This is a genomic window from Luteibacter sp. NPDC104163 (assembly GCF_055584245.1).
In genome coordinates, this window is record NZ_JBVJMK010000025.1 from 1 (window position 1) to 20,660 (window position 20,660).

11 protein-coding genes are annotated in these 20,660 nt (G+C 64.6%); 8 read left to right on the forward strand and 3 right to left on the reverse strand.

The genetic code is table 11. The features are described from left to right. Nucleotides 1-150: 150 nt before the first annotated feature. Both ACZ6YI_RS20415 and ACZ6YI_RS20420 read left to right on the forward strand, forming a co-directional pair. A complete protein-coding gene (locus tag ACZ6YI_RS20415) occupies nt 151-1,749 on the forward strand; it encodes an ExeA family protein (protein WP_465780223.1) in 1,599 nt (532 codons plus the stop codon). 2 nt (nt 1,750-1,751) lie between these two features. After that, entirely contained in the window at nt 1,752-2,435 is a 684-nt protein-coding gene (locus ACZ6YI_RS20420) for a rhomboid family intramembrane serine protease (RefSeq protein ID WP_440326596.1), read from the forward strand. On the opposite strand, the gene ACZ6YI_RS20425 is transcribed toward ACZ6YI_RS20420, so the two are convergent. Together ACZ6YI_RS20425 and tfpB are read right to left on the reverse strand one after the other, a co-directional pair. Continuing rightward, on the reverse strand, nt 2,424-3,161 hold the full coding sequence (locus ACZ6YI_RS20425) for a glutamine amidotransferase (RefSeq protein ID WP_465780224.1): 738 nt from the start codon (nt 3,159-3,161) through the stop codon (nt 2,424-2,426). The genes ACZ6YI_RS20420 and ACZ6YI_RS20425 overlap by 12 nt on opposite strands. Continuing rightward, the gene (gene tfpB, locus ACZ6YI_RS20430) at nt 3,158-4,978 is read right to left on the reverse strand and encodes a type IV pilus assembly ATPase TfpB (RefSeq protein WP_465780225.1); all 1,821 of its coding nucleotides are present in this window, start codon (nt 4,976-4,978) and stop codon (nt 3,158-3,160) included. The genes ACZ6YI_RS20425 and tfpB overlap by 4 nt, the downstream gene beginning before the upstream one ends. 65 nt (nt 4,979-5,043) lie before the next feature. Here tfpB and glyQ point away from each other — a divergent pair, with 65 nt between their 5' ends. Then, nucleotides 5,044-5,958 (forward strand): glycine--tRNA ligase subunit alpha, encoded by a 915-nt coding sequence (gene glyQ / locus ACZ6YI_RS20435; protein ID WP_440326592.1) that lies wholly within the window; start codon nt 5,044-5,046, stop codon nt 5,956-5,958. Beyond that, complete coding sequence (glyS, locus tag ACZ6YI_RS20440) at nt 5,948-8,092, forward strand: glycine--tRNA ligase subunit beta (protein ID WP_465780226.1); 2,145 nt, start codon at nt 5,948-5,950, stop codon at nt 8,090-8,092. Before glyQ ends, glyS begins: the two co-directional genes overlap by 11 nt. A gap of 37 nt (nt 8,093-8,129) precedes the next feature. On the opposite strand, the gene ACZ6YI_RS20445 is transcribed toward glyS, so the two are convergent. Next, nucleotides 8,130-8,738, reverse strand: coding sequence for a helix-turn-helix domain-containing protein (locus tag ACZ6YI_RS20445; protein ID WP_465780227.1), 609 nt, complete (start codon nt 8,736-8,738; stop codon nt 8,130-8,132). A gap of 537 nt (nt 8,739-9,275) precedes the next feature. Between ACZ6YI_RS20445 and ACZ6YI_RS20450 the strand changes: the two genes are divergently transcribed. From ACZ6YI_RS20450 to ACZ6YI_RS20465, 4 genes are all read left to right on the forward strand, one after another. Beyond that, complete coding sequence (locus ACZ6YI_RS20450) at nt 9,276-12,347, forward strand: TonB-dependent receptor (RefSeq protein ID WP_465780228.1); 3,072 nt, start codon at nt 9,276-9,278, stop codon at nt 12,345-12,347. 478 nt (nt 12,348-12,825) lie between these two features. Beyond that, nucleotides 12,826-15,858, forward strand: coding sequence for a TonB-dependent receptor (locus ACZ6YI_RS20455; protein ID WP_465780229.1), 3,033 nt, complete (start codon nt 12,826-12,828; stop codon nt 15,856-15,858). Nucleotides 15,859-16,391: 533 nt separating this feature from the next. Further along, nucleotides 16,392-19,439: a TonB-dependent receptor gene (locus ACZ6YI_RS20460; RefSeq protein WP_465780230.1), complete on the forward strand. Its 3,048-nt coding sequence runs from the start codon at nt 16,392-16,394 to the stop codon at nt 19,437-19,439. Between the two features lie 337 nt (nt 19,440-19,776). Continuing rightward, nucleotides 19,777-20,628 carry a YbaY family lipoprotein gene (locus ACZ6YI_RS20465; RefSeq protein ID WP_465780231.1) on the forward strand — a complete coding sequence of 284 codons (852 nt, stop codon included), beginning with the start codon at nt 19,777-19,779 and terminating at the stop codon, nt 20,626-20,628. Nucleotides 20,629-20,660: the final 32 nt, after the last annotated feature.

A 20,660-nucleotide genomic window follows, 5' to 3' on the forward strand; every position in this document is an offset into this window, starting at 1 on the left:
CAGAAGTGAAACGCGCATGCGCCGATGGTAGTGTGGCTCAAGCCATGCAAGAGTAGGTCACCGCCAGGGGCTTTATCCCAAAAACCCGGTCTCATTCGAGACCGGGTTTTTTCTTTGTCCAAAATCAGGCCGTTCGGCTACTCTAGGCCCATGTATCTACAGACCTTTGGGCTTCGCGAGCCGCCATTTGGCGACGCACCGGATCCGCGATTCGCGTGCCTGTTCACGCGCGAGCGTGAGATCCTGGCGCACGTCGAATACGAACTCGGCGCCAGCGACCACAGCGTCACGCTGATCACCGGTGAAGCCGGTATCGGCAAGTCCCTCCTCTGCATGTTGATCGAAGCCGATGCGCCCCAGCACGGCGTGCGTCCGGTGCGCCACGGTGCCGGCGATTACGCCCTGGAAACCGTCGCCTGGTTGCGCTCCATGTACGCTGGCTTTGGCCTGCCGCTGCCGCTCAGCGCGGAGGCGAATACCGAAGCCCATCTCGTCGACGGCCTGGCCGCGGGCCTCGGCCGTCTGGCCCACCACGTCAACCATCGTTTCCTCCTGATCCTCGATGACGCGGAGCAGCTCGACAACGAAGGACTGGCCATCGTGGAGCGGCTGCTCGTCGCGAGCGAGAAAGCCCAGGCACCGTTCCACCTGGTGCTGGCCGGGCGACCCGAGCTACGCGAACGCCTGACCGATCCGGGTGCACCGGCGCTGGCCCGCCACGTGCGCAGCCGCCTGCCGCTCGGTCCGCTGAATGAGGAAGAGAGCGAGCGTTACGTCCGCCACCGCCTGCATGTCGCCGGCAGCGCCCAGATGCCGTTCAGCCGGCTCGGCCTGCGCTCGCTCCGTGATGACGGCAAGGGCAATCCCGGGCGGCTGAATGCGCTCGCTCATCGCGCGCTCGAGCGAGCCGCCGAGCGTGGCGAGCAGAACATCGGCGAGCGCGCACTCGGCTTCGTCGCGCGCGAAGTGCTGCCGCAGCATGCCCGCTACTGGCTGCGCCGTTACCGCAAGCCGATCCTGGCGATCGGCGCGATGCTGGCCATCGTGTTTGTCGGCGGCTTCGCGGTCTGGGTCTTCACCGGGCACAGCCCATCGCGCCCGAAGAGTTTCGTGGCCGTCACGCCCGAGCAGGCACTGGCGAAACTCCAGGACGCGCTGCCACCGCCTGAGACCGGTGGTGTACGCGTATGGGGTGAGCTCCTGGCGCGCTGGCAGGTGACGTCCAAGGAGACATCGGTCGCCAACGCCATGAACTGCGACGCCCTGATCTTTCCCGGGTTCGCCTGTGTCAGCGGCCGCGGCTCGCTCGACCAGCTGCGTCGCTTCGACCGGCCGCTTGTGCTCGAGCTCGACGACGCGCACGCAAAACAGCAGGTGCTGCTCGTCGGTGCCGGTGACGAAGCCGTCCGCCTGTACCTGGGTGGCAAGTACGTCGAGCTGACCCGCGATGCCTTCGATCGCGTCTGGAACGGCCGGTTCTATGCCGTATTCCGCGTCGACCCGGCCATGCCCAGCAAGCTCTCGCGCGGTGACAGCGGCGAGGGCATGCACTGGCTCGTATCGCACCTTTCGCCGAGCGATCCCAAGGCGGCGGATACGACCACCTTCGATGCGGCGACCGAAGCCCGCGTGCGCAACGTGCAGCAGCGTTTCGGCATCGCCGCCGATGGCGTGGTCGGCCCGGAGACCATGTTCGCGCTCTCCTCACTCGAGACCGATGGCCCGCACCTCGCTCGCGGCGTTCCCTGAGCATGTTCGTCCGGGTCGATACGCGTCGCCGCTCGCGGCTTTGCTGGGCCACGATCCTCATCGTGGTCGTCTGCGTCGTCATCTTCGTGGGCCTTGCCCTGGCCGGTCACACCCAACGCCTGGCCATCATGTCCCAATGGGGCACCGTGCCCGCGCATTTGTTCGGTACGGGGCTGCCGCTCCTCGAGCAGGTGAGCGATCCGGCGCTCTTACGCCTGATCACGGCGATCTTCATCCATGGCGGCTGGCTGCACCTGATGAGCAACCTGCTCTTCCTGGTGATTTTCAGCCTCCCGGCAGAACGCAGCCTGGGCTCGCCACGATTCCTCCTGCTGTTCCTGCTCGGCGGCGTGGTCGCCAACGTGATTGGCGCGATCTCGCTGACCGGCTCGCGCATCCCGATCATCGGCTGTAGCGGCGCGGTGTCGGCGGTCGTCGGCGCTTATGTCACGCTGTTCCCGCGCGCCCGTCTCGGTTTGGTCGTACCGCTCGGCCTGTACCTGGAATTCGTCCGCGTGCCGGCCTTCGTGCTGATCGGCATCTGGGCGCTGGTGCAGTTGCTCTTCAGCTACGCCGGGCCAAGTTATGGCGCCGTCGTGTGGTGGACCCACATCGGCGGCTTCCTGTTCGGCATCGTGTTCGCGCTGTTCTCGCGCGGCGCGATCGTGCGCCGCTTACGCGGCTGAGGCTTCCCGCGCCGCAAGGATATGCGTGCGGACGAACCCGCGCAGCAGGGCGGTCGCATGCGGCGTCGCCACCACCGCATCCAACAGGCCGGCGGGCGGCGTCCCTTCGCTGGCCAGTACGTCATGCTTGCGGCGGATGTAGGCACGCATCACTTCGGCAGAGAACTCCGGATGGAATTGCGTGCTGATCGCATGCTTGCCGTAGCGCACGAGGTGGTGCGGATCGCGCACCGAATGCGCCAGCGTCACGGCACCGCGCGGCAGTTCCAGCACGCTCTGCTCATGCGTGGTATGCGCGTGGAACACGGCAGGCAGCGCCCCGCCCAGCGCGTCACTGGCGGCATGGCCATGCGTCGTCAGCGGAACCGTGCCCATCTCGCGGCCACCCGGCAGGTAGTCCACGCGGCCGCCCAAGGCATGCGACATCAGCTGGTGCCCGTAGCAAACGCCCAGCATGGGCAGGTCGATATCCATGGCATCGCGGATCCAGCCCGCCGTGCGTTCACTCCACGGCAGGCGTTCCGTCACCATGGACGCCGACCCGGTGAGGATCACACCGGACACGTCTTCGGGATCGGGCAACGCATCGCCGCGCTCGACATCCACGACCTGCAGCCGTGGCGTGCGCAGCCGCAGGCCGAGCTGGAACCAGCGCGGAAAATCACCATGGCGTTCGCTGATGACTTCCGGTGCGCGCCCGGTGCGGACGATAAGAACAGGCTTCATGTATTCGTGACTTCGTCGATATCGGTGGGCGGCAGCACGTTGAGTACTTCGCGCACCGTGGTGAGGCCGGCGGCGACCTGCGCCGCCGCGGAGATGCGCAACGGCTTCATGCCTTCGCGCAGCGCCATGTCATTGAACCGGGCCAGGTCCAGCTGGGCGGTGATCTGTGCGCGCAGGCGCGGCGAGAGCGGCATCATCTCGTACACGCCGGTACGGCCCATGAAGCCGGTCTTGCGACATTCGAGGCAGCCCACCGGCGCGAAGACGCGCTCCGGCATGGGCACGTCCCAGCCGTGGGTCAGCACGCGCCACTCGTCCGCATCCTGCTCGGCGGGCTCCTTGCAGTGCGGGCAGAGCGTGCGCACGAGGCGCTGGGCCACCACGCCGGCAAGCGTCGACTGGATGAGGTAATGCGGCACGCCCAGGTCGAGCAAGCGAGTGACCGCGCTGGGCGAGTCGTTGGTGTGCAGCGTGGAAAGCACCATGTGCCCGGTGAGCGACGCCTGCACCGCCATCTGCGCGGTCTCGAGGTCGCGGATCTCGCCGACCATGATGATGTCGGGGTCCTGGCGCAGCAGCGTACGCACGCCCGCCGCGAAATCCAGGTCGATCGACGGCTGCACCTGCATCTGGTTGAGTTCCGGAGAGACCATTTCGATCGGGTCTTCCACCGTGCACACGTTGAGCTCGGGCTTCGCGAGATGCTTCAACGTGGAGTAGAGCGTCGTCGTCTTGCCCGAACCGGTCGGACCGGTCACCAGCACGATGCCGTGCGGCCGCTCGACCATCGCGCGCCAGATCCGGTCTTCTTCCGGGGCGAAACCGAGCTGGCTGAAATCCTTCATCACCAGGTCGGGATCGAAGATACGCATCACCACTTTCTCGCCGAACGCGGTGGGCATCGTGGAGATACGCAGCTCCACTTCGCGTCCGGCCGCCGAACGGGTCTTGATGCGGCCATCCTGCGGGCGGCGCTTCTCGGCCACGTCCATGCGGGCGAGGATCTTGATGCGCGAGGTCACCGCGGTCATTACCGGCGGCGGCAGCTCGAACACCTTCTGCATCACGCCATCGATGCGGAAGCGCATCTGGCCTGCATCACGGCGCGGCTCTAGGTGGATATCCGATGCGCGTTGCTCGAACGCGTATTGCAGCAGCCAGTCCACGATATGGACGACATGCCGGTCGTCCGCGCCGAGCTCGCCGCCCTTGCCCAGTTCGAGCAGCTGCTCGAAGTTGATGATCTTGGCGGAGGTCGCATCCTGGCCCTTGGCATCCTGCGCGAGCTGGATGGAACGCTGCACGCCGTAGAACTCGAGCAGGTAGCGATTGATATCGACCGGGTTCGAGACCACCCGGCGGATCTCCCGCCGCAGCATGTGTCCAAGATCCTGCGCCCAGGCGGCATCGAACGGCTCGGCGGTGGCGAAAGTGACCTCGCCCGGCGACACCGCGACCGGCAGGATCCGGTGGCGCTGCGCATACGCATTGCTGACCACCTGGGTGACCTGGGCCACGTTGACCTTCATCGGGTCGATCTTCAGGTAGGGCAGGGACGCCTTGCCAGCCAGCCATTCCACCAGGAGCTCGAGGCTCAGCGGTCTGCCGTTCTCACGGCGGTTCTCCAGCTTGCTGTTGGCGATGAGCACCAGCGGATGCAGCTCCACCGCGCTTTTGCCCGATCGCGAGCCGCCACGGACGCGCTTCGCGTCCTCTCCGGTCAGGTACCCGTCCACCACCAGCGAGGCGAGGACTTCCTCCAGCTCCAGCCGGCCCCGGCGGCCCAGTACCGCAGCGTGTTGTGGATTGACTGCCATGTGCTCCAACCCTGTAAATAGGCTACGCCGTTATACTAGCCCGCTTTCTCAAGGACCCGGGAACCATGTCCGCGCCCACCTTCCAAGACGTGATCCAGACCCTGAACCGCTACTGGGCGGAGCAGGGCTGCGTGCTCATGCAGCCGCTCGATACCGAAGTCGGCGCAGGTACGTTCCACCCGGCCACTTTCCTCCGCTCGCTCGGACCGGAACCGTGGGCTGCCGCTTACGTGCAGCCCTGCCGCCGCCCGACGGATGGCCGCTACGGCGACAACCCGAACCGCCTGCAGCACTACTACCAGTACCAGGTGGTGCTCAAGCCGAATCCGGACAACATCCTGGAGCTGTACATCGGCTCGCTGAAGGCGCTGGGTATCGATCCGCTGGTCCATGACCTGCGCTTCGTCGAGGACAACTGGGAATCGCCCACGCTGGGCGCCTGGGGCCTCGGCTGGGAGGTGTGGCTGAACGGGATGGAAGTCACCCAGTTCACCTATTTCCAGCAGGCGGGCGGCCTCGAATGCCGTCCGGTCACGGGTGAGATCACCTACGGCCTCGAGCGCCTGGTGATGTACCTGCAGAACGTCGACAGCATCTACGACATCGTGTGGACCCACGCGCCGCACGGCGTGGTCACCTATGGCGATGTGTTCCACCAGAACGAGGTGGAGCAGAGCACGTACAACTTCGAATACGCCAACGTGGCCGAGCTGTTCCACTGGTTCGACGTGTGCGAAGCGGAAGCCGGCAAGCTGATCGCCGCGGGCCTGCCGCTGCCAGCCTATGAGCAGGTCTGCAAGGCCAGCCACTCGTTCAACCTGCTCGACGCCCGCCGCGCCATCAGCGTGACCGAGCGCCAGCGCTACATCCTGCGCGTGCGCACGCTGGCCCGCAGCGTGGCCGAAGCCTACGTGGCGCAGCGCGAGAAACTCGGCTTCCCCGGCCTGAAGAACGACAAGGAGGCCGTCCATGGCCGATAAGAGCCTGCCGCTCATCATTGAGCTCGGCACCGAAGAACTCCCGCCGAAGGCGCTCGATGATCTTGCCGGCGCTTTCGCGCGCGGGGTCGTCGAAGGCCTGGATAAGCGCGGCGTCGCGGGCGATTACGCCGCGGCAAAGACCTACGCATCGCCGCGCCGTCTCGCCGTCTACATCCCGGCGGTCGCGGTCGCCCAGCCGGAACAGAACGTCGAGCGTCGCGGTCCCGCGGTGAACGCGAGCATCGGCGCCGATGGCACGCCGTCGAAGGCGCTGGTCGGCTTCGCCCAGTCGTGCGGCGTGGACGTTTCGGCGCTGGAGAAGCTCGAGACCGACAAGGGCGCCTGGTTCGTGTTCCGCGCCGTGAAGCCCGGCCAGCCGACGGCCGCGTTGCTGCAGGAGATCGTGGTCGAGGCACTGAAGGCCCTGCCGATCCCGAAGGCGATGCGCTGGGGCAATCGCGAGGAATCGTTCGTGCGCCCGGCGCACACGTTGCTGATGCTGCACGGCACCGACGTGGTCGATGGTGAAGTGCTCGGCCTGAAGAGCGGGCGCAAGAGCCTGGGCCATCGCTTCCATCATCCGCAGGCCGTCGAGGTCGCCAGTGCCGATGCGTGGCTGGATACCCTGCGCGCCGCCCACGTCATCGCCGATCCGGCCGAACGCCGCGAGCGCGTGCGTGCCGAGGTGGCCCGCGTCGCCACCGGTGGCACGCCGAGCCTGGGCGATGGCCTGCTCAGCGAGATCGCCAACCTCACCGAATGGCCCGTGGGCATCGCCTGCACCTTCGAGCGCGCCTTCCTCGAGGTGCCGCCCGAGGCGCTGGTCACCACCATGGAGACGAACCAGAAGTTCGTCCCCGTATTCGATGCCGGCGGCAAGCTGACCGAACATTTCATCGGCGTGGCCAACGTCGAGAGCCGCGACCCGGCCGAGATCCGCAAGGGTTACGAGCGCGTCATCCGCCCGCGCTTCGCCGATGCCCGGTTCTTCTGGGACGAGGACCTGAAGACCCCGCTGGCCGACTACCAGGACGCGCTCAAGAACGTCACCTACCAGCAGTCGCTGGGCAGCCTGTGGGACAAGACCGTGCGCGTGGCCGAACTGGCCCGCGTCGTCGCCAACCGGGTCGGCGTCGATGCCGGCCAGGCCACCCATGCCGCCGCGCTGGCCAAGTGCGACCTGCTGACCCGCATGGTGGGCGAGTTCCCCGAGCTGCAGGGCGTCATGGGCCGTTACTACGCGACCCGCCAGGGCATCGCGGCGGACGTGGCCGATGCGCTGGACAGCTTCTACCAGCCGCGCTTCGGTGGCGACGCCATCGCCCCGGGCAAGGTCGGCCAGGTGCTCGCCGTGGCCGAGCGCCTCGACACGCTGGCCGGCATCTTCGCCGTGGGCATGAAGCCCAGCGGTAACAAGGATCCGTTCGCCCTGCGCCGCGCCGCGCTCGGCCTGGCCCGCACCCTGATCGAGGGCGGCCTGGACATCGACCTGCGCGCCGCGCTCACCGAGGCCTTCGAGCTCGTGCCCGAGGCCGCTTTCGTCGCCGGCGTGAAGCCGGGCAAGGACGGCAAGGTGCCGAACATCGATATCGGTGCGCGCCGTCGCGAACTGGGCGATGAAGTGAACAGCTTCGTGCTCGAGCGCCTGCGTGGCTACTACACGGAGCAGGGCTTCAGCACCGATCAGTTCGAATCGGTCCTCGCTGTCGCACCGGCGACCCTGCCGGACTTCGACCGCCGCCTTCGTGCCGTCGCCGGCTTCGCCCAGCGCCCCGAGGCTGCCAGCCTGGCCGCCGCGAACAAGCGCGTCGCGAACATCCTGCGCAAGCAGGCGGAAGAGCCGAACGCCGCGCCGATCCCGGCACAGGTCGATCCGGCCCATTTCGAGCTCGATGCCGAGCGCGACCTGCACGCCGCACTCGAGGCGGCCCGCGCGGATGCCCGCGACATGCTGGCTCGCGCGGACTACACCGGCACGCTGGAGCGCCTCGCGGTGCTGCAGTCGCCCGTGGATCGCTTCTTCGACGATGTGCTGGTGAACGCGGACAACCCGGCGGTGCGTTTCAACCGCCTGGCGTTGCTCGCCCAGCTAAAGGCGGCCTTCGGCGCGATCGCCGATATTTCCCGCCTCTGAAACCAGAAGCCCGGCCATATGGCCGGGCTTTCTTCTTTCAGGCCGCTGCCGCGTTCGGCTCGTCGCCGATGCGCGACATCACCGTGCGGCGGAACGCGATCACACGGTCAGCGTATTCCGGCTCGGACGAGCGGCCCAGGATCGCGTACATCTCGGCGACGAGGTCGGCGTGGCGCACCGGCGAGAAACGGTGGCCGGCCAGCTCGATGTCGGACTGCAACAGCTTCATGGCCGCGGCCAGCCGCGACGGATCCAGCGGGGCCGGAGCGGCGGACACTTCGTGGCGGTCATCGCGGCCGCGCATCGAATCCGAGCTTTCGGCCCGGCCGGTCGGTTCTTCCGACGACCCGTCCAGCATCATGGGGCCCTCGCCAGCGGCCAGCCACACCAGGGAAATCCCCAGCGTCCTCGCCATGGTCACGCAGCGGCCCCGCGAGGGGTCGGTGTTGCCATCGCGCCAGCTGCGCACCACGCCTTCGGAGAAGCCGCAGCGGCGGGCGATATCGCTGACGCTGCCGTTCAACTTGATGACCTGGCGGACCCGGCTCGCGAACGAGGACGCAGGCACTTCGCCACCGGCGCGCCCGCTCTCGAAGCCGCCCCCGGGCGCGTCCGCGCGGATGGATCCCCTCGAATTGTCGTTCATGCCTGTGCAACCTCTTCTATTTGGTTTAGCCGCCCCCCGGCGTCTTAGCGCAACAACGCGCGAGCGCCGTTACGGTGTACACGAAAATACCTTCGACGGCCTTTCGATTGAGAAGTTTCGTAGGTCGGAACTCAGCGCTTCTTCGTAAGAACTTTTCCTAGTTACGTAATAACACACGTGCCGGAAGTCATGCCCGGGCGAAGGTACAAGTGATTGATATGACGAAAGAAACATTGACATTCGGCCAAAACTACCCGCGCGACACTGCATGATGGCCGTCATGGTTCCGTTATTTTCCCGTTGTGAATCGCAAATTGCTGCGGTATACGTCCGTAACACGCGGCACCACGCGGTACGCGTGTGAGGGGTACGGCCCGGCACGGGCCCTGCGTTCCGAGGGGGAACGGCAGGCTGCCGCTGCAGGGGTAGGGGAACAAGACATCGTCGAAAAGCAACCTGGCCACAGGCCGGGGCAGGTAGATGCGCGTCATTTTTCGGGCCGCACCACGACGTGCGGCATCACTTGGGGAGATATTGATGAACGTCATGCATAACGGCCGCCAGCTGCGTCGCAGTGCGCTTGCTGTCGGACTAGGGCTGTGCCTGGCCGGCGGAGCCGTCCACGCGCAGTCGAACACCACCGGCGGTATCGCCGGTAACGTTGAAGGCGGGCAGGGCAACAAGGTGCTGGTCTCGAACCCGCAGACCGGTTTCAGCCGCGAAGTTCCGGTCGAGAGCGACGGCCGCTACCGCGTCACGTCGCTGCCGCCGGGCACCTACACGGTGACCCTGAAGAACAACGACACCGCCGTCAGCACCCGCGAGAATGTCGCGGTCACGATTTCGAGCAACACGGCCGTGCCGTTCGGCGCCGCTGCCAGCGCCGCCCAGGCCAGCACGCTCGAAGGCGTGTCGGTTACCGCGACCGCGCTGCCCTCGATCGACGTGTCGTCGGTCGATACCCGCACCGTGCTCACGGCCGAGCAGCTCAACAAGCTGCCGATCACCCGTGACGTGCTCGCCGCGGCGCTGCTGGCGCCGGGCGTCATCGCCAACTCGTCGTACAAGGATGCCCTGGGCAATCCGGTGCCGAGCTTCGGCGGTTCCGCTTCTTCGGAAAACGCATACTTCATCAACGGCTTCGCGGTCACCAACCCGCTGACCTCGATCGGCCTGACCCAGCTGCCGTTCGATGCGATCGACCAGCAGCAGGTGCTCACCGGCGGCTACGGCGCGGAATTCGGCCGTTCCACCGGCGGCGTCATCAACATCGTGACCAAGCGCGGTACCAATGAGTGGCACGGTGGCGTGTACACCATCTGGGAGCCGCAGGGCACGCGCGCCAGCCCGAAGAACTCGAACTACCCGGATACCGGCAATTTCCCGGCGACCGACGGCACGCTTTACCAGTATCAGAAGCGGAACAGCTACTGGCGTTCCACGGTTGGCGCATACGCCAGCGGCCCGCTGATCAAGGACACCCTGTTCTTCTACGTCGATGCCGAAATGAACCGCCGTGAAGGCGAGGGCATCGCCACCTCCACCACCGCCGGTGCGATCACCTCGGCCAGCGTGGGCCAGAACGGCTGGAACGAATACAAGTACAAGATCCCCCGCTGGTTGGCGAAGATCGACTGGAACATCACCGACGATCACCACCTCGAACTCACCGGCGTCTCGGATAAGACCGAGTACAACTCCAAGACCTACGGCTTCAGCTACGCCGACCTCGGCCATGGCGACAAGCAGAACGGTGGTGTGTACACGAAGGACGGTGGTGACCTGTATGTCGGCAAGTACACCGGCTACATCACCGACGCGCTGACGGTCTCGGCCCTGTATGGCCAGCAGCGCCTCGACCACGTGCAGACGCCGTTCAACTACAACCCGAACTGCCCGCTCGTCGTGATCTCCACGGCCGCTTCGCGCGCACCGGGCATCAACTACGGCTCCTGCCAGACCACGTCGACCGCGGTCCGCGTCCCGGGCGCCGAAGACAAGACCGACGGCTACCGCTTCGACGTCGAATACCGCCTGGGTGACCATGACATCCGCGCTGGTATCGATCACCAGAAGGCCGAGTCGTTCACCGGCACCTCGCTGCCCGGCGGTTACAGCTGGACCTACAGCCAGCAGAACGGTGCGAACGCGCCGATCGATGCAGGCCACGGTGTCGGCGCACCGGGTGCCGCGGGCGGCCTCGGCACGCAGGGCTACTACGTCATCAAGACCTACACCACCACCTCGGCGAAGGTGAAGACGGTGCAGGAATCGCAGTACCTCGAAGATCACTGGCAGGTCACCGACCGCTGGATGGTTTACGCCGGCCTGCGTAACGAGCAGTTCAAGAACTACAACGGTGCCAACGAGGTGTACGCCAAGCAGCGTCACCAGCTCGCCCCGCGCCTGGGCGTGTCGTGGGACGTCTTCGGTGATTCGACGCTGAAGGTGTACGCCAACGCCGGCCGTTACCACCTGGCCATGCCGAACAACGTGGCCGTGCGCGCCGCGTCCGGTTCGCTCAACACCACCGAGTACTTCACCTACACCGGTGTCGATGGCCAGGGTAACCCGACCGGCCTGGCGTCCGTGCCGGTCAACCCGGGCCTCGGCTATACGTGTAACGGCACCAACGCCGTGTCCGCCAACCTGGAATGCGGCAATGCGCCGGATCCCCGTACGGTGGCCGCGAAGGGCCTCAAGTCCCACTACCAGGACGAGTACATCGCCGGCTTCGATCAGCAGATCACGCCGAACTGGAACTGGGGTGCGAAGGCCACGTGGCGCCAGCTGCGCAGCGCGATCGACGATACCTGTACGCCGGCCCTCGGCGGTGCCTGCTTCCTGTTCAATCCGGGCCAGGGCAACACGTTCCTGCAGGAGCAGGATGATGGCAGCTTCGTCGAGCGTCGTTACTCGAAGGATGAACTGGGCCTGGGCAACCTTAAGCGTAAGTACTACGCGCTGGACCTGTACCTCGAGCATCCGTTCGCCGACAAGTGGTACGGCCGCATCGACTACACCTGGTCGCGCAGCTACGGCAACACGGAAGGCCAGCTCGCTTCCGACCTGGATACCGGTAACGGTGGCCAGCCGGACGTGTCGGTCACGCAGGACTGGGATCTCCCGCAGCTGATGGTCGGCGCCAACGGCCGCCTGCCGAACGATCGCACCCACCAGCTGAAGTTCTTCGGCTACTACCAGGCCACGGATGACCTGCGTTTCGGCGTCAACGCGAACATCGCGTCGGGTCGCCCGAAGAACTGCACGAGCTTCTACCCGACCGCGGACAAGGGCCTCTACAACGGTTCGTTCTACTGGTTCTGCGGCCTGCCGGGCCAGCCGGGCTACGAGTTCTCGCCGCGCGGTTCGCATGGTTCGGCGCCGTACACGTACATCGTCAACCTCAACGCGGCCTACACCCCGTCGTGGTTCGATCGCCACCTGACCTTCCAGGTCGACGTGCTGAACGTGCTCAACAAGCAGGAACCGACGACGTACAACTTCCGCTATGCGGCAAGCCGTACGACGCCGAGCCCGACCTACCTGCGCGAACTCAACTACACCGATCCGCGCACGGTCCGCTTCACCGCCCGCTACGACTTCTAAGCAGGCGCGCAGTACAGGTAACGCTAAAACAAGAAAAAGCCAGGCGGTCGACACGGATGTCGGCCGCACGGCGGAAGGATTCACTCCCCAGATCGCCCCCGGTGCCCGCCGGGGGCATTTTTTTAGGAATTTTTCGTAGGGAAAAGTCCTAAAAAATGCCTGTCTTGTCAGTTAATTACGAAGTAAGACCTTGATATTCCTGAGGCATGGGTAGCCTTGTGAATAGTTGCTACGTAAGTAATTACCGAAATTGCGGTCTTTATGTGAAATTTTCATGTTGTATGTAGGGTTTTTCTTACGTATACATGACGCACGTCACGGACAGTGGCGTACTTCGGGGAGCGGCACCGTTTCGGCGATGTCGTTGTTTAAAGGGGATTTCTAACCGCCGATCCATTTAGAACCTGGTACGTACCGGGTCGGGGTCGGCTTGCCGCGATTTATTGCGGTAGTGATATTTCACTGGGGAGAGTATTTGATGAGTTCGCGTATTTCTCGCGCAGGCGTCCTGAGCCGCCGTTCCGCGCTGGCCCTTGCCATCGCCCTCGGCACTGCCGCGCCGGGCGTGGTCCTCGCGCAGGCCACCACCGGTACCATTTTCGGTTCGGCCACCGCCGGCCAGACCGTTACCGCCACCAGCGATACGGGCGTGACCCGTACCGTCAACGTCGACCAGTCGGGCCGTTACACCATCGGCCAGCTGCCGCTCGGTAACTACAAGGTCACCCTGAACCAGGGCGGCAACGCCGTGGACACCCGCTCGAACGTCACCCTGCGCGTCGGCGCCGGTACCGACGTTTCGTTCGTCGCCGCTGCCAGCGCCGCCAACGCTTCCAGCCTCGAAGGCGTCACCGTCTCGGCCAACTCGCTGCCCTCGATCGACGTCAGCGCGGTCGACTCGCGTACCGTCATCACCTCGCAGCAGCTGGACAAGCTGCCGCTGGCCCGCACCGCCGAAGCCATCGCGCTGCTGGCGCCGGGCGCCGTCGCCGGCAGCTCGTTCTTCACGGGCCCGACCGGTAACGCGCTGGTCTCGATCGCTGGTTCGGCCGTCACCGAGAACGCGTACTACATCAACGGCTTCAACACGACCGATCCGCTCAGCGGCTTCGGCGGTATCACCCTGCCGTACGGCGCCATCGACCAGCAGGAAATCCTGGCTGGCGGTTACGGCGCGGCTTACGGCCGTTCGTCGGGCGGCGTGATCTCGCAGGTCGGTAAGCGCGGCACGAACGATTGGCACTTCGGTGCGCAGGTCCTCTGGGAGCCGAAGGGCACCAAGGCCAGCCCGATGAACTACTACCAGCAGGTTGGCGCGAAGGCCGGCCAGCTGTATGACTACAACGCGAAGGACAAGCTGGACCGCCAGACGTACTCCGTCTACGCCGGTGGCCCGCTGATCAAGGACACCCTGTACATCTTCCTCGCTGCCGAACAGGAGCGTCGTTCGGGTGACCAGATCACCAGCTCGGCCGCACCGTTCCTCTACAGCCAGAGCTACCGCAACCCGAAGCTCTACGGCAAGATCGACTGGAACATCAACGACAGCAACATCCTCGAAGTCACCGGCGCGTCGAACAAGCAGAACTACGACGCTTCGATCTACGAGTATGACTACGCGACCAAGACCCGTGGTGATTACACCGGCAAGGACAACGCCGGCGCGCCGCTGAACAAGTCCGGTGCTGACCTCTACACCGCCAAGTTCACCAGCTACATCACCGACGACCTGACCCTGACGGCCCTGTACGGCAAGATGAAGGGCACGTACTACACCGCCCCGGGCGGTGACCAGTCGCTGCCGTCGATCATCCAGGCCAACCAGCAGAATCCGGCACTCGGCAATGGCATCACCAATGCCAACCCGGCCGCGACCACCGCGGATCCGAAGCACAAGTCGACCAACACCAACCTGCGCATCGACCTGAGCTGGCACATCGGCGACCACACCATCGTGGGCGGTATCGATAACCAGAAGGTGCTCGACAAGGACGATGGTGACTCCACCACCGGCCCGGGCTACGCCTGGGAATACACCGCCGGCAAGCCGAACACGCCGATCATTGGCCTGTCGCCGACCGACGCTGCCTACGTGGCGCCGCCGGGTGGCCAGGGCTACTACGTCGCGAAGTACATCTACCGCACCGCTTCGTCGGTGCGTACCACGCAGCGCGCCCAGTACCTGGAAGACACCTGGCAGGTCAACGACCGCTGGATGGTGAAGGTCGGTATCCGTAACGACCAGTTCACCAACTACAACCAGAACGGCGAGGCCTACCTCAAGCTGACCTCGCCGCAGTGGGCCCCGCGCCTCGGTGCGACCTGGGACGTGAACGGCGATTCGACCCTGAAGATCTACGCCAACGCGGGCCGTTACTTCCTCGCGCTGCCGGCTTCGGTCGCACTGCGTTCGGCAGGTTCGTCGCTCTACACCCGCGAGTACTACACCTACACCGGCATCGACGGTAACGGCATCCCGCAGGGCCTCACCCCGATCTTCAGCAGCACGGGTGGCGCCATCTCGGCCAACGGCGAATACGGCCAGCCGCGTGACCCGAAGACCGCGGCGTCGACCACGATCAAGTCGGAGTACCAGGATGAGTTCATCCTCGGTTTCGATGCGGCGCTGACCGACAAGTGGACCTACGGTGCGAAGGCCACGGTGCGCAAGCTGCGTAACGCGATCGACGACGTCGGCGACAGCGGCAAGATCCTGGAAAAGATGGAGCGCATGGGTATCGATCCGGACACGATCGGCACCGTCGAAGGTAGCTACCTCTTCAACCCGGGTCGCGCCAACTCCTTCAAGATCCCGAACGTCAACGGCGGTTACTACGACGTCCCGATGAACAACCAGGACTTCGGCTTCCCGCACTCCAAGCGTAACTACTACGGCCTTGAGCTGTACCTCGACCACGCGTGGGACGGCAAGTACCAGGTCCGCTTCGACTACGTCTATTCGAAGAGCTACGGCAACTCGGAAGGCCAGGTCCGCTCGGATATTCGCCAGGACAACGTCTCGGCGACGGTGGACTGGGATTACGCCGAAGTCATGCAGTACTCGAACGGCGAACTGGCTAACAGCCGTAAGCACAACTTCAAGATCTACGGCTCCTACCAGCTGGCTCCGGAGTGGATGGTCTCGGGCAACATCAACCTCGCCTCGGGCGCGCCGAAGAGCTGCCTTGGCTTCTACGGCCCGGACGAAACCAACCCGAACCTCGGTTACGGCTCGTACTACCACTGGTGCGATGGCCAGCCGTCGCCCCCGGGTGAAGCGGGTCACAACCCCTGGACCTACATCGTCACGGGTTCGGTCGAATACCGTCCGGAGTGGGCTGACAAGAAGCTTGCCTTCAACGTCACGGTCTTCAACCTGCTGAACCAGCGCAAGGAAACGCAGGTTTATCCGATCCACGGTGCTTCCGACGCGCTCAACCCGCGTTACAACGTGCCGCTGTACCAGACCACCCCGCGTTACGCCCGCTTCGGCATCAGCTACGACTTCTAAGTCGTAGCCGCCAAGGCGACCCCGGGCCTACGGGCCCGGGGAAATGCGAACCCATAACAAGTAGATCACCGCGGCCGGTCTATCCACCCGGCCGACGGAGCGAAAAGGCAACTCCCCAGATCGCCTCTCGTCCTACCCGGGATGGGAGGCGTTTTTTAGATCGAAACGATTGCAAAATAAGAAAAATCCAGCCTCTTCCGCGATTTGGGCGCACTCGTCTCAGTAATCACTGAGTCGTGGAAACGCCCACCCCGTGTAAATAATTTGTTGACACGGTGGACCGCGTCCGCCTAGATTCGGGTTCGGCGAAATCCGGGTTTGTTTTTCGTAGATGCGAAAGGCACCCCGGAGACCGTTGACGGACTTGTCGGGAGCAGGTCTCGAGGGGGCCGACCCACCACTCTGGGAGGAGCAAGGTGGGGCGGACGTAATACCCCCCGGAAACATGCACCCCAAGGCCGAACCTTTTTTCTGGCCTTTGGCTGGTTTTGCACGTTTTCAGGCCCGTTGGGCCGATCTGGGGAGATTTGCACATGAGTTCTCGCAGCACCCGGCAGGCTTCTGTCCTGCGTCATTCCGCGTTGGCGCTTGCCCTTGCACTCGGCATGGGCGCGACCGGCGCAGTTCTCGCTCAGTCCACCGCGGGTTACCTCTTCGGTACCGCCCAGCCGGGCGACACCATCGAAGTGAAGAGCGGCGGCGGTATCAACCGCGAAGTGCCGGTCGACGCCAATGGCCGTTTCCGCCTGGATAACCTCCCGGTCGGTTCCGCCTATGACGTGAACCTCAAGCGCAACGGCGCCGTCGTCGATTCGCGCAAGAACGTGAGCCTCACCGTCGGCAAGGGCACGGACGTTTCGTTCGCCGCCGCTGCCACGGCTGCCAGCGCCCAGTCGCTGGAATCGGTCACGGTCACGGCCAACTCGCTGCCGCCGGTCGACGTCTCCACGGTCGACTCGCGCACCGTCATCACGTCCGAACAGCTGGCCAAGCTCCCGCTGGGCCGCACCGCCGAAGCCATCGCGCTGCTGGCACCGGGCGCCGTGTCGGGCAGCGGTTACTTCCAGGGACCGACCGGTAACGCCCTCGTCTCGATCGGCGGCGGCTCGGTCACCGAGAACGCGTACTACATCAACGGCTTCAACACGACCGATCCGCTGTCGGGCTTCGGCGGCATCACCCTGCCGTACGGTGCGATCGACCAGCAGGAAGTGCTCGCCGGTGGTTACGGCGCCGCTTACGGCCGTTCGGCCGGTGGCGTGATCTCGCAGGTCGGCAAGCGCGGCACCAACGAGTGGCACTTCGGCGCCCAGGTGCTGTGGGAGCCGCGCGGCACCCGTTCGACCTCGCCGAATGATCTGTACCAGATCAACGGCAAGTCGACCCAGGCCGGCGAGATCTTCAACTACAACCGCAAAGACACCCAGATGCGCCAGGTCGAGTCGGCCTACGTGGGTGGCCCGCTGATCAAGGACAAGCTGTACATCTTCCTTGCCGCGGAACAGGAAAAGGTCAACTCCGACCGTTACACGTCGCAGGACTCCCCGGCTTACTACGATCGCTCGTACCGTAACCCGAAGTACTACGGCAAGATCGACTGGAACATCAACGACAGCAACATCCTCGAAGGCACGTACGCGTCGAACAAGCAGAACTACGACGCGAACATCTACAGCTTCGACTACGACACGCTGTCGCGCGGTAACTTTGTCGGCAAGGACAACGGTGGCGTGCCGCCGACCAAGTCCGGCGCTGAGCTGTACAGCTTCAAGTACACCAGCTACATCACCGATGACCTGACCCTCACGGCCACCTACGGCAAGATGAAGGGCACGTACTACACCCCGGTGCCGTCGTCGGAAAACCCGCACATCATCGGTCCGGCGAACCAGGATCCGGACGTCCTTGCTGGTCGCAGCCCGATCAACAACGACAACCCGAGCACCCGCGTTTACGATCCGCAGCACAAGTCGACCAACCGCAACCTGCGCATCGACCTGAGCTACCACGTTGGCGACCACACCATCACGGGTGGTATCGATAACCAGGACGTGAAGGACACGAAGGACGGCCAGAAGACGTCCGGTCCGGGTTATGCCTGGGAATACGGCCAGGTCGAGCCGGGCGCGGACATCCAGGGCGATGGCCCCGGCAGCTCGACGTACGTTGGCCCGGGTAATGCCAACGGTTACTACGTCGACCGCTACATCTACCAGGCCACGGCGTCGGTTCGCGTGAAGCAGCGCGCCCAGTACCTGGAAGATTCCTGGCAGGTCAACGACCGCTGGCTGGTGAAGGTCGGTATCCGTAACGACCAGTTCACCAACTACAACGGCCAGGGCCAGGCTTACCTCAAGCTCACCAGCCCGCAGTGGGCCCCGCGCCTCGGTGCCACCTGGGACGTCAACGGCGATTCGTCGCTGAAGGTCTATGCCAACGCCGGTCGTTACTACCTCGCCCTCCCGGCGAGCGTGGCACTGCGTTCCGCCGGTTCGTCGCTGTTCACCCGTGAGTACTACACCTACACGGGCATCGATGCGAACGGCATCCCGCAGAACCTGACCCCGATCGCGTCCGCCACGGGCGGCCCGATCTCGGGCAACCGCGAATACGGCCAGACCCGCGATCCGAACACGGCCGCCTCGCGCAGCCTGAAGTCGGAATACCAGGATGAGTTCATCCTCGGCTTCGACAAGACCCTGGGCGACAAGTGGGTCTACGGCGCCAAGGCGACCGTGCGCAAGCTGAAGAACGCCATCGATGACGTGGGCGATGCCGACACGATCCAGGCCGCGCTGATTCGTCAGGGCGTGGATCCGGCAACGATCGGCGACATCCAGGGCAGCTACCTGTTCAACCCGGGTCGCGCTTCGGACTTCCTGGTGCCGAACACCAACGGCGGCTACTACACCGCGCACGTGTCGAACGCCGATTTCGGCTTCCCGCACCTGAAGCGTAACTACTACGGCCTCGAGATGTACCTCGAGCATCCGTTCGATGGTAAGTGGTACGGCAAGGTCGACTACCTGTACTCGAAGAGCTACGGCAACTCCGAAGGCCAGGTCCGTTCGGACATCGGCCAGGAAGACGTGTCGGCCACGGTGGACTGGGACTTCCCGGCCCTCATGAGCTACTCGAACGGCGAACTGTCGAACAGCCGCCGCCACACGCTGAAGGCTTACGGTTCGTACCAGCTGACCGAAGAGTTCCTGCTTTCGGGTAACCTGACGATCCAGTCGGGCGCCCCGAAGGATTGCCTCGGCTTCTTCGGTCCGGACCAGACGGATCCGGTGGGTTACGGCTCCTACTACCACTGGTGCGATGGCCAGCCGTCGCCCCCGGGCAAGCAGGGCCACCTGCCGTTCACCTACCTGATGGACCTGAGCGCCGAGTACCGTCCGGTTTGGGCGGACAAGAAGCTCGCCTTCACGGTGTCGGTGTTCAACGTGTTCAACAAGCGCGAAAAGCTTGCGATCTACCCGCAGGCTGGCCAGACCAACGCGGTCGATCCGGATTACAAGACCACGCTGTTCCAGACCACCCCGCGTTACGCCCGCTTCGGCATCAGCTACGACTTCTAAGGAAGGGAGTCGGTGCCATGCCACCGCCCGCGAGGGCGGTGGCTGGGATAAAGACGCCACCTTCGGGTGGCGTTTTTTTTAGAAGCGCTTGGATCGATCTAATCGCGAATAGGTTTGAGATTTCCTAGGAATCAGTCACTTAGCGTTTTCGGCAGGATGCCTTCCCAAGTTGCGACCCCGGCCACGGATTTGAACCGACCGGACGGTGTTGCACTTGACTTTGCCAGCGGCCCATTTGCCGGTATGCTCCATCGTTCCCCCCGGAAGTCCTTGCGGGCCATGCGCTTGCGTATCTTCCGTGACCCACACACATTTCCGTTTCAAACGAGGCTCGACCATGCGCAGGATTCTCTTGTCGCTCGCATCCGCATCTGCCCTGGCGCTTGCCGGCTGCGGCGGCGGTTCGGACAACAACGGCCAGCAGGCCGCCGCTGGTGGCGACAGTGCTCCCGCCGCTCCCGCTAATGCCGTCACTGGCACCGTGACCCTGCGCGACGCTGGCGCCTCGCTGTCGCCGGACGCCAAGCTCGAGCTGAAGCTCGTCGACGTCTCGGCCGAGGGCTCGCAGCCGCTCGCCACCAAGTCGATCGCGCCGGTGACCCTGCCGCAGCAGTTCCAGCTCGACTTCAATGCGTCGGACGTGAACCCGAACGACATGTACATCGTCGAGGTCTCCCTGCAGGACGGCGAGCGCCACTACTCGTCGCCGCTGAAGACCCCGGTGCTGACCAAGGGCGCCAAGAACCAGGCCAACATCCAGCTCGTCGGTGAAGCCACCCCGGGTGAGAAGGAACTGGCTGGCTACGAGTCCGTCAAGAAGAACATCGGCGGCATGAAGATGACCCAGGGCACCGCGCTGAAGGAAGGCGAATCGCGCGGCTGGCAGATCTTCAAGAAGGGCAACGACGTCCTGTTCGTCATCGAGCTGGTCGACTACGGCGACAAGGGCTTCACCTCCACGAACTACGCTTACAAGAACGGTAAGCCGTGGGTTATCGTGCAGGAGAAGAAGCCGAGCAAGGATGCCAAGCCGACCTCGACCAAGCGTGCAGGCTGGAACGACGCCGGCGAACTCGTGCTGAAGCAGAACCAGGCTGGCAGCAAGGTCGATGAACTGAGCGAAGGCGATGCCAATACGCTCAAGAGCCAGGCGGAAGCCATGTACTCGAAGGCTGGCGGCAAGAAGTAAGCCGCAGCTTCATGGATAAAGAAAAACGCCGG

Excerpts from the sequence above, each read along its gene's own strand:
- ACZ6YI_RS20415 (WP_465780223.1), top strand. The coding sequence starts at position 151 with ATGTATCTACAGACCTTTGGGCTTCGCGAGCCGCCATTTGGCGACGCA.
- ACZ6YI_RS20420 (WP_440326596.1), top strand. The coding sequence starts at position 1,752 with ATGTTCGTCCGGGTCGATACGCGTCGCCGCTCGCGGCTTTGCTGGGCC.
- ACZ6YI_RS20425 (WP_465780224.1), bottom strand. The coding sequence starts at position 3,161 with ATGAAGCCTGTTCTTATCGTCCGCACCGGGCGCGCACCGGAAGTCATC.
- tfpB (WP_465780225.1), bottom strand. The coding sequence starts at position 4,978 with ATGGCAGTCAATCCACAACACGCTGCGGTACTGGGCCGCCGGGGCCGG.
- glyQ (WP_440326592.1), top strand. The coding sequence starts at position 5,044 with ATGTCCGCGCCCACCTTCCAAGACGTGATCCAGACCCTGAACCGCTAC.
- glyS (WP_465780226.1), top strand. The coding sequence starts at position 5,948 with ATGGCCGATAAGAGCCTGCCGCTCATCATTGAGCTCGGCACCGAAGAA.
- ACZ6YI_RS20445 (WP_465780227.1), bottom strand. The coding sequence starts at position 8,738 with ATGAACGACAATTCGAGGGGATCCATCCGCGCGGACGCGCCCGGGGGC.
- ACZ6YI_RS20450 (WP_465780228.1), top strand. The coding sequence starts at position 9,276 with ATGAACGTCATGCATAACGGCCGCCAGCTGCGTCGCAGTGCGCTTGCT.
- ACZ6YI_RS20455 (WP_465780229.1), top strand. The coding sequence starts at position 12,826 with ATGAGTTCGCGTATTTCTCGCGCAGGCGTCCTGAGCCGCCGTTCCGCG.
- ACZ6YI_RS20460 (WP_465780230.1), top strand. The coding sequence starts at position 16,392 with ATGAGTTCTCGCAGCACCCGGCAGGCTTCTGTCCTGCGTCATTCCGCG.
- ACZ6YI_RS20465 (WP_465780231.1), top strand. The coding sequence starts at position 19,777 with ATGCGCAGGATTCTCTTGTCGCTCGCATCCGCATCTGCCCTGGCGCTT.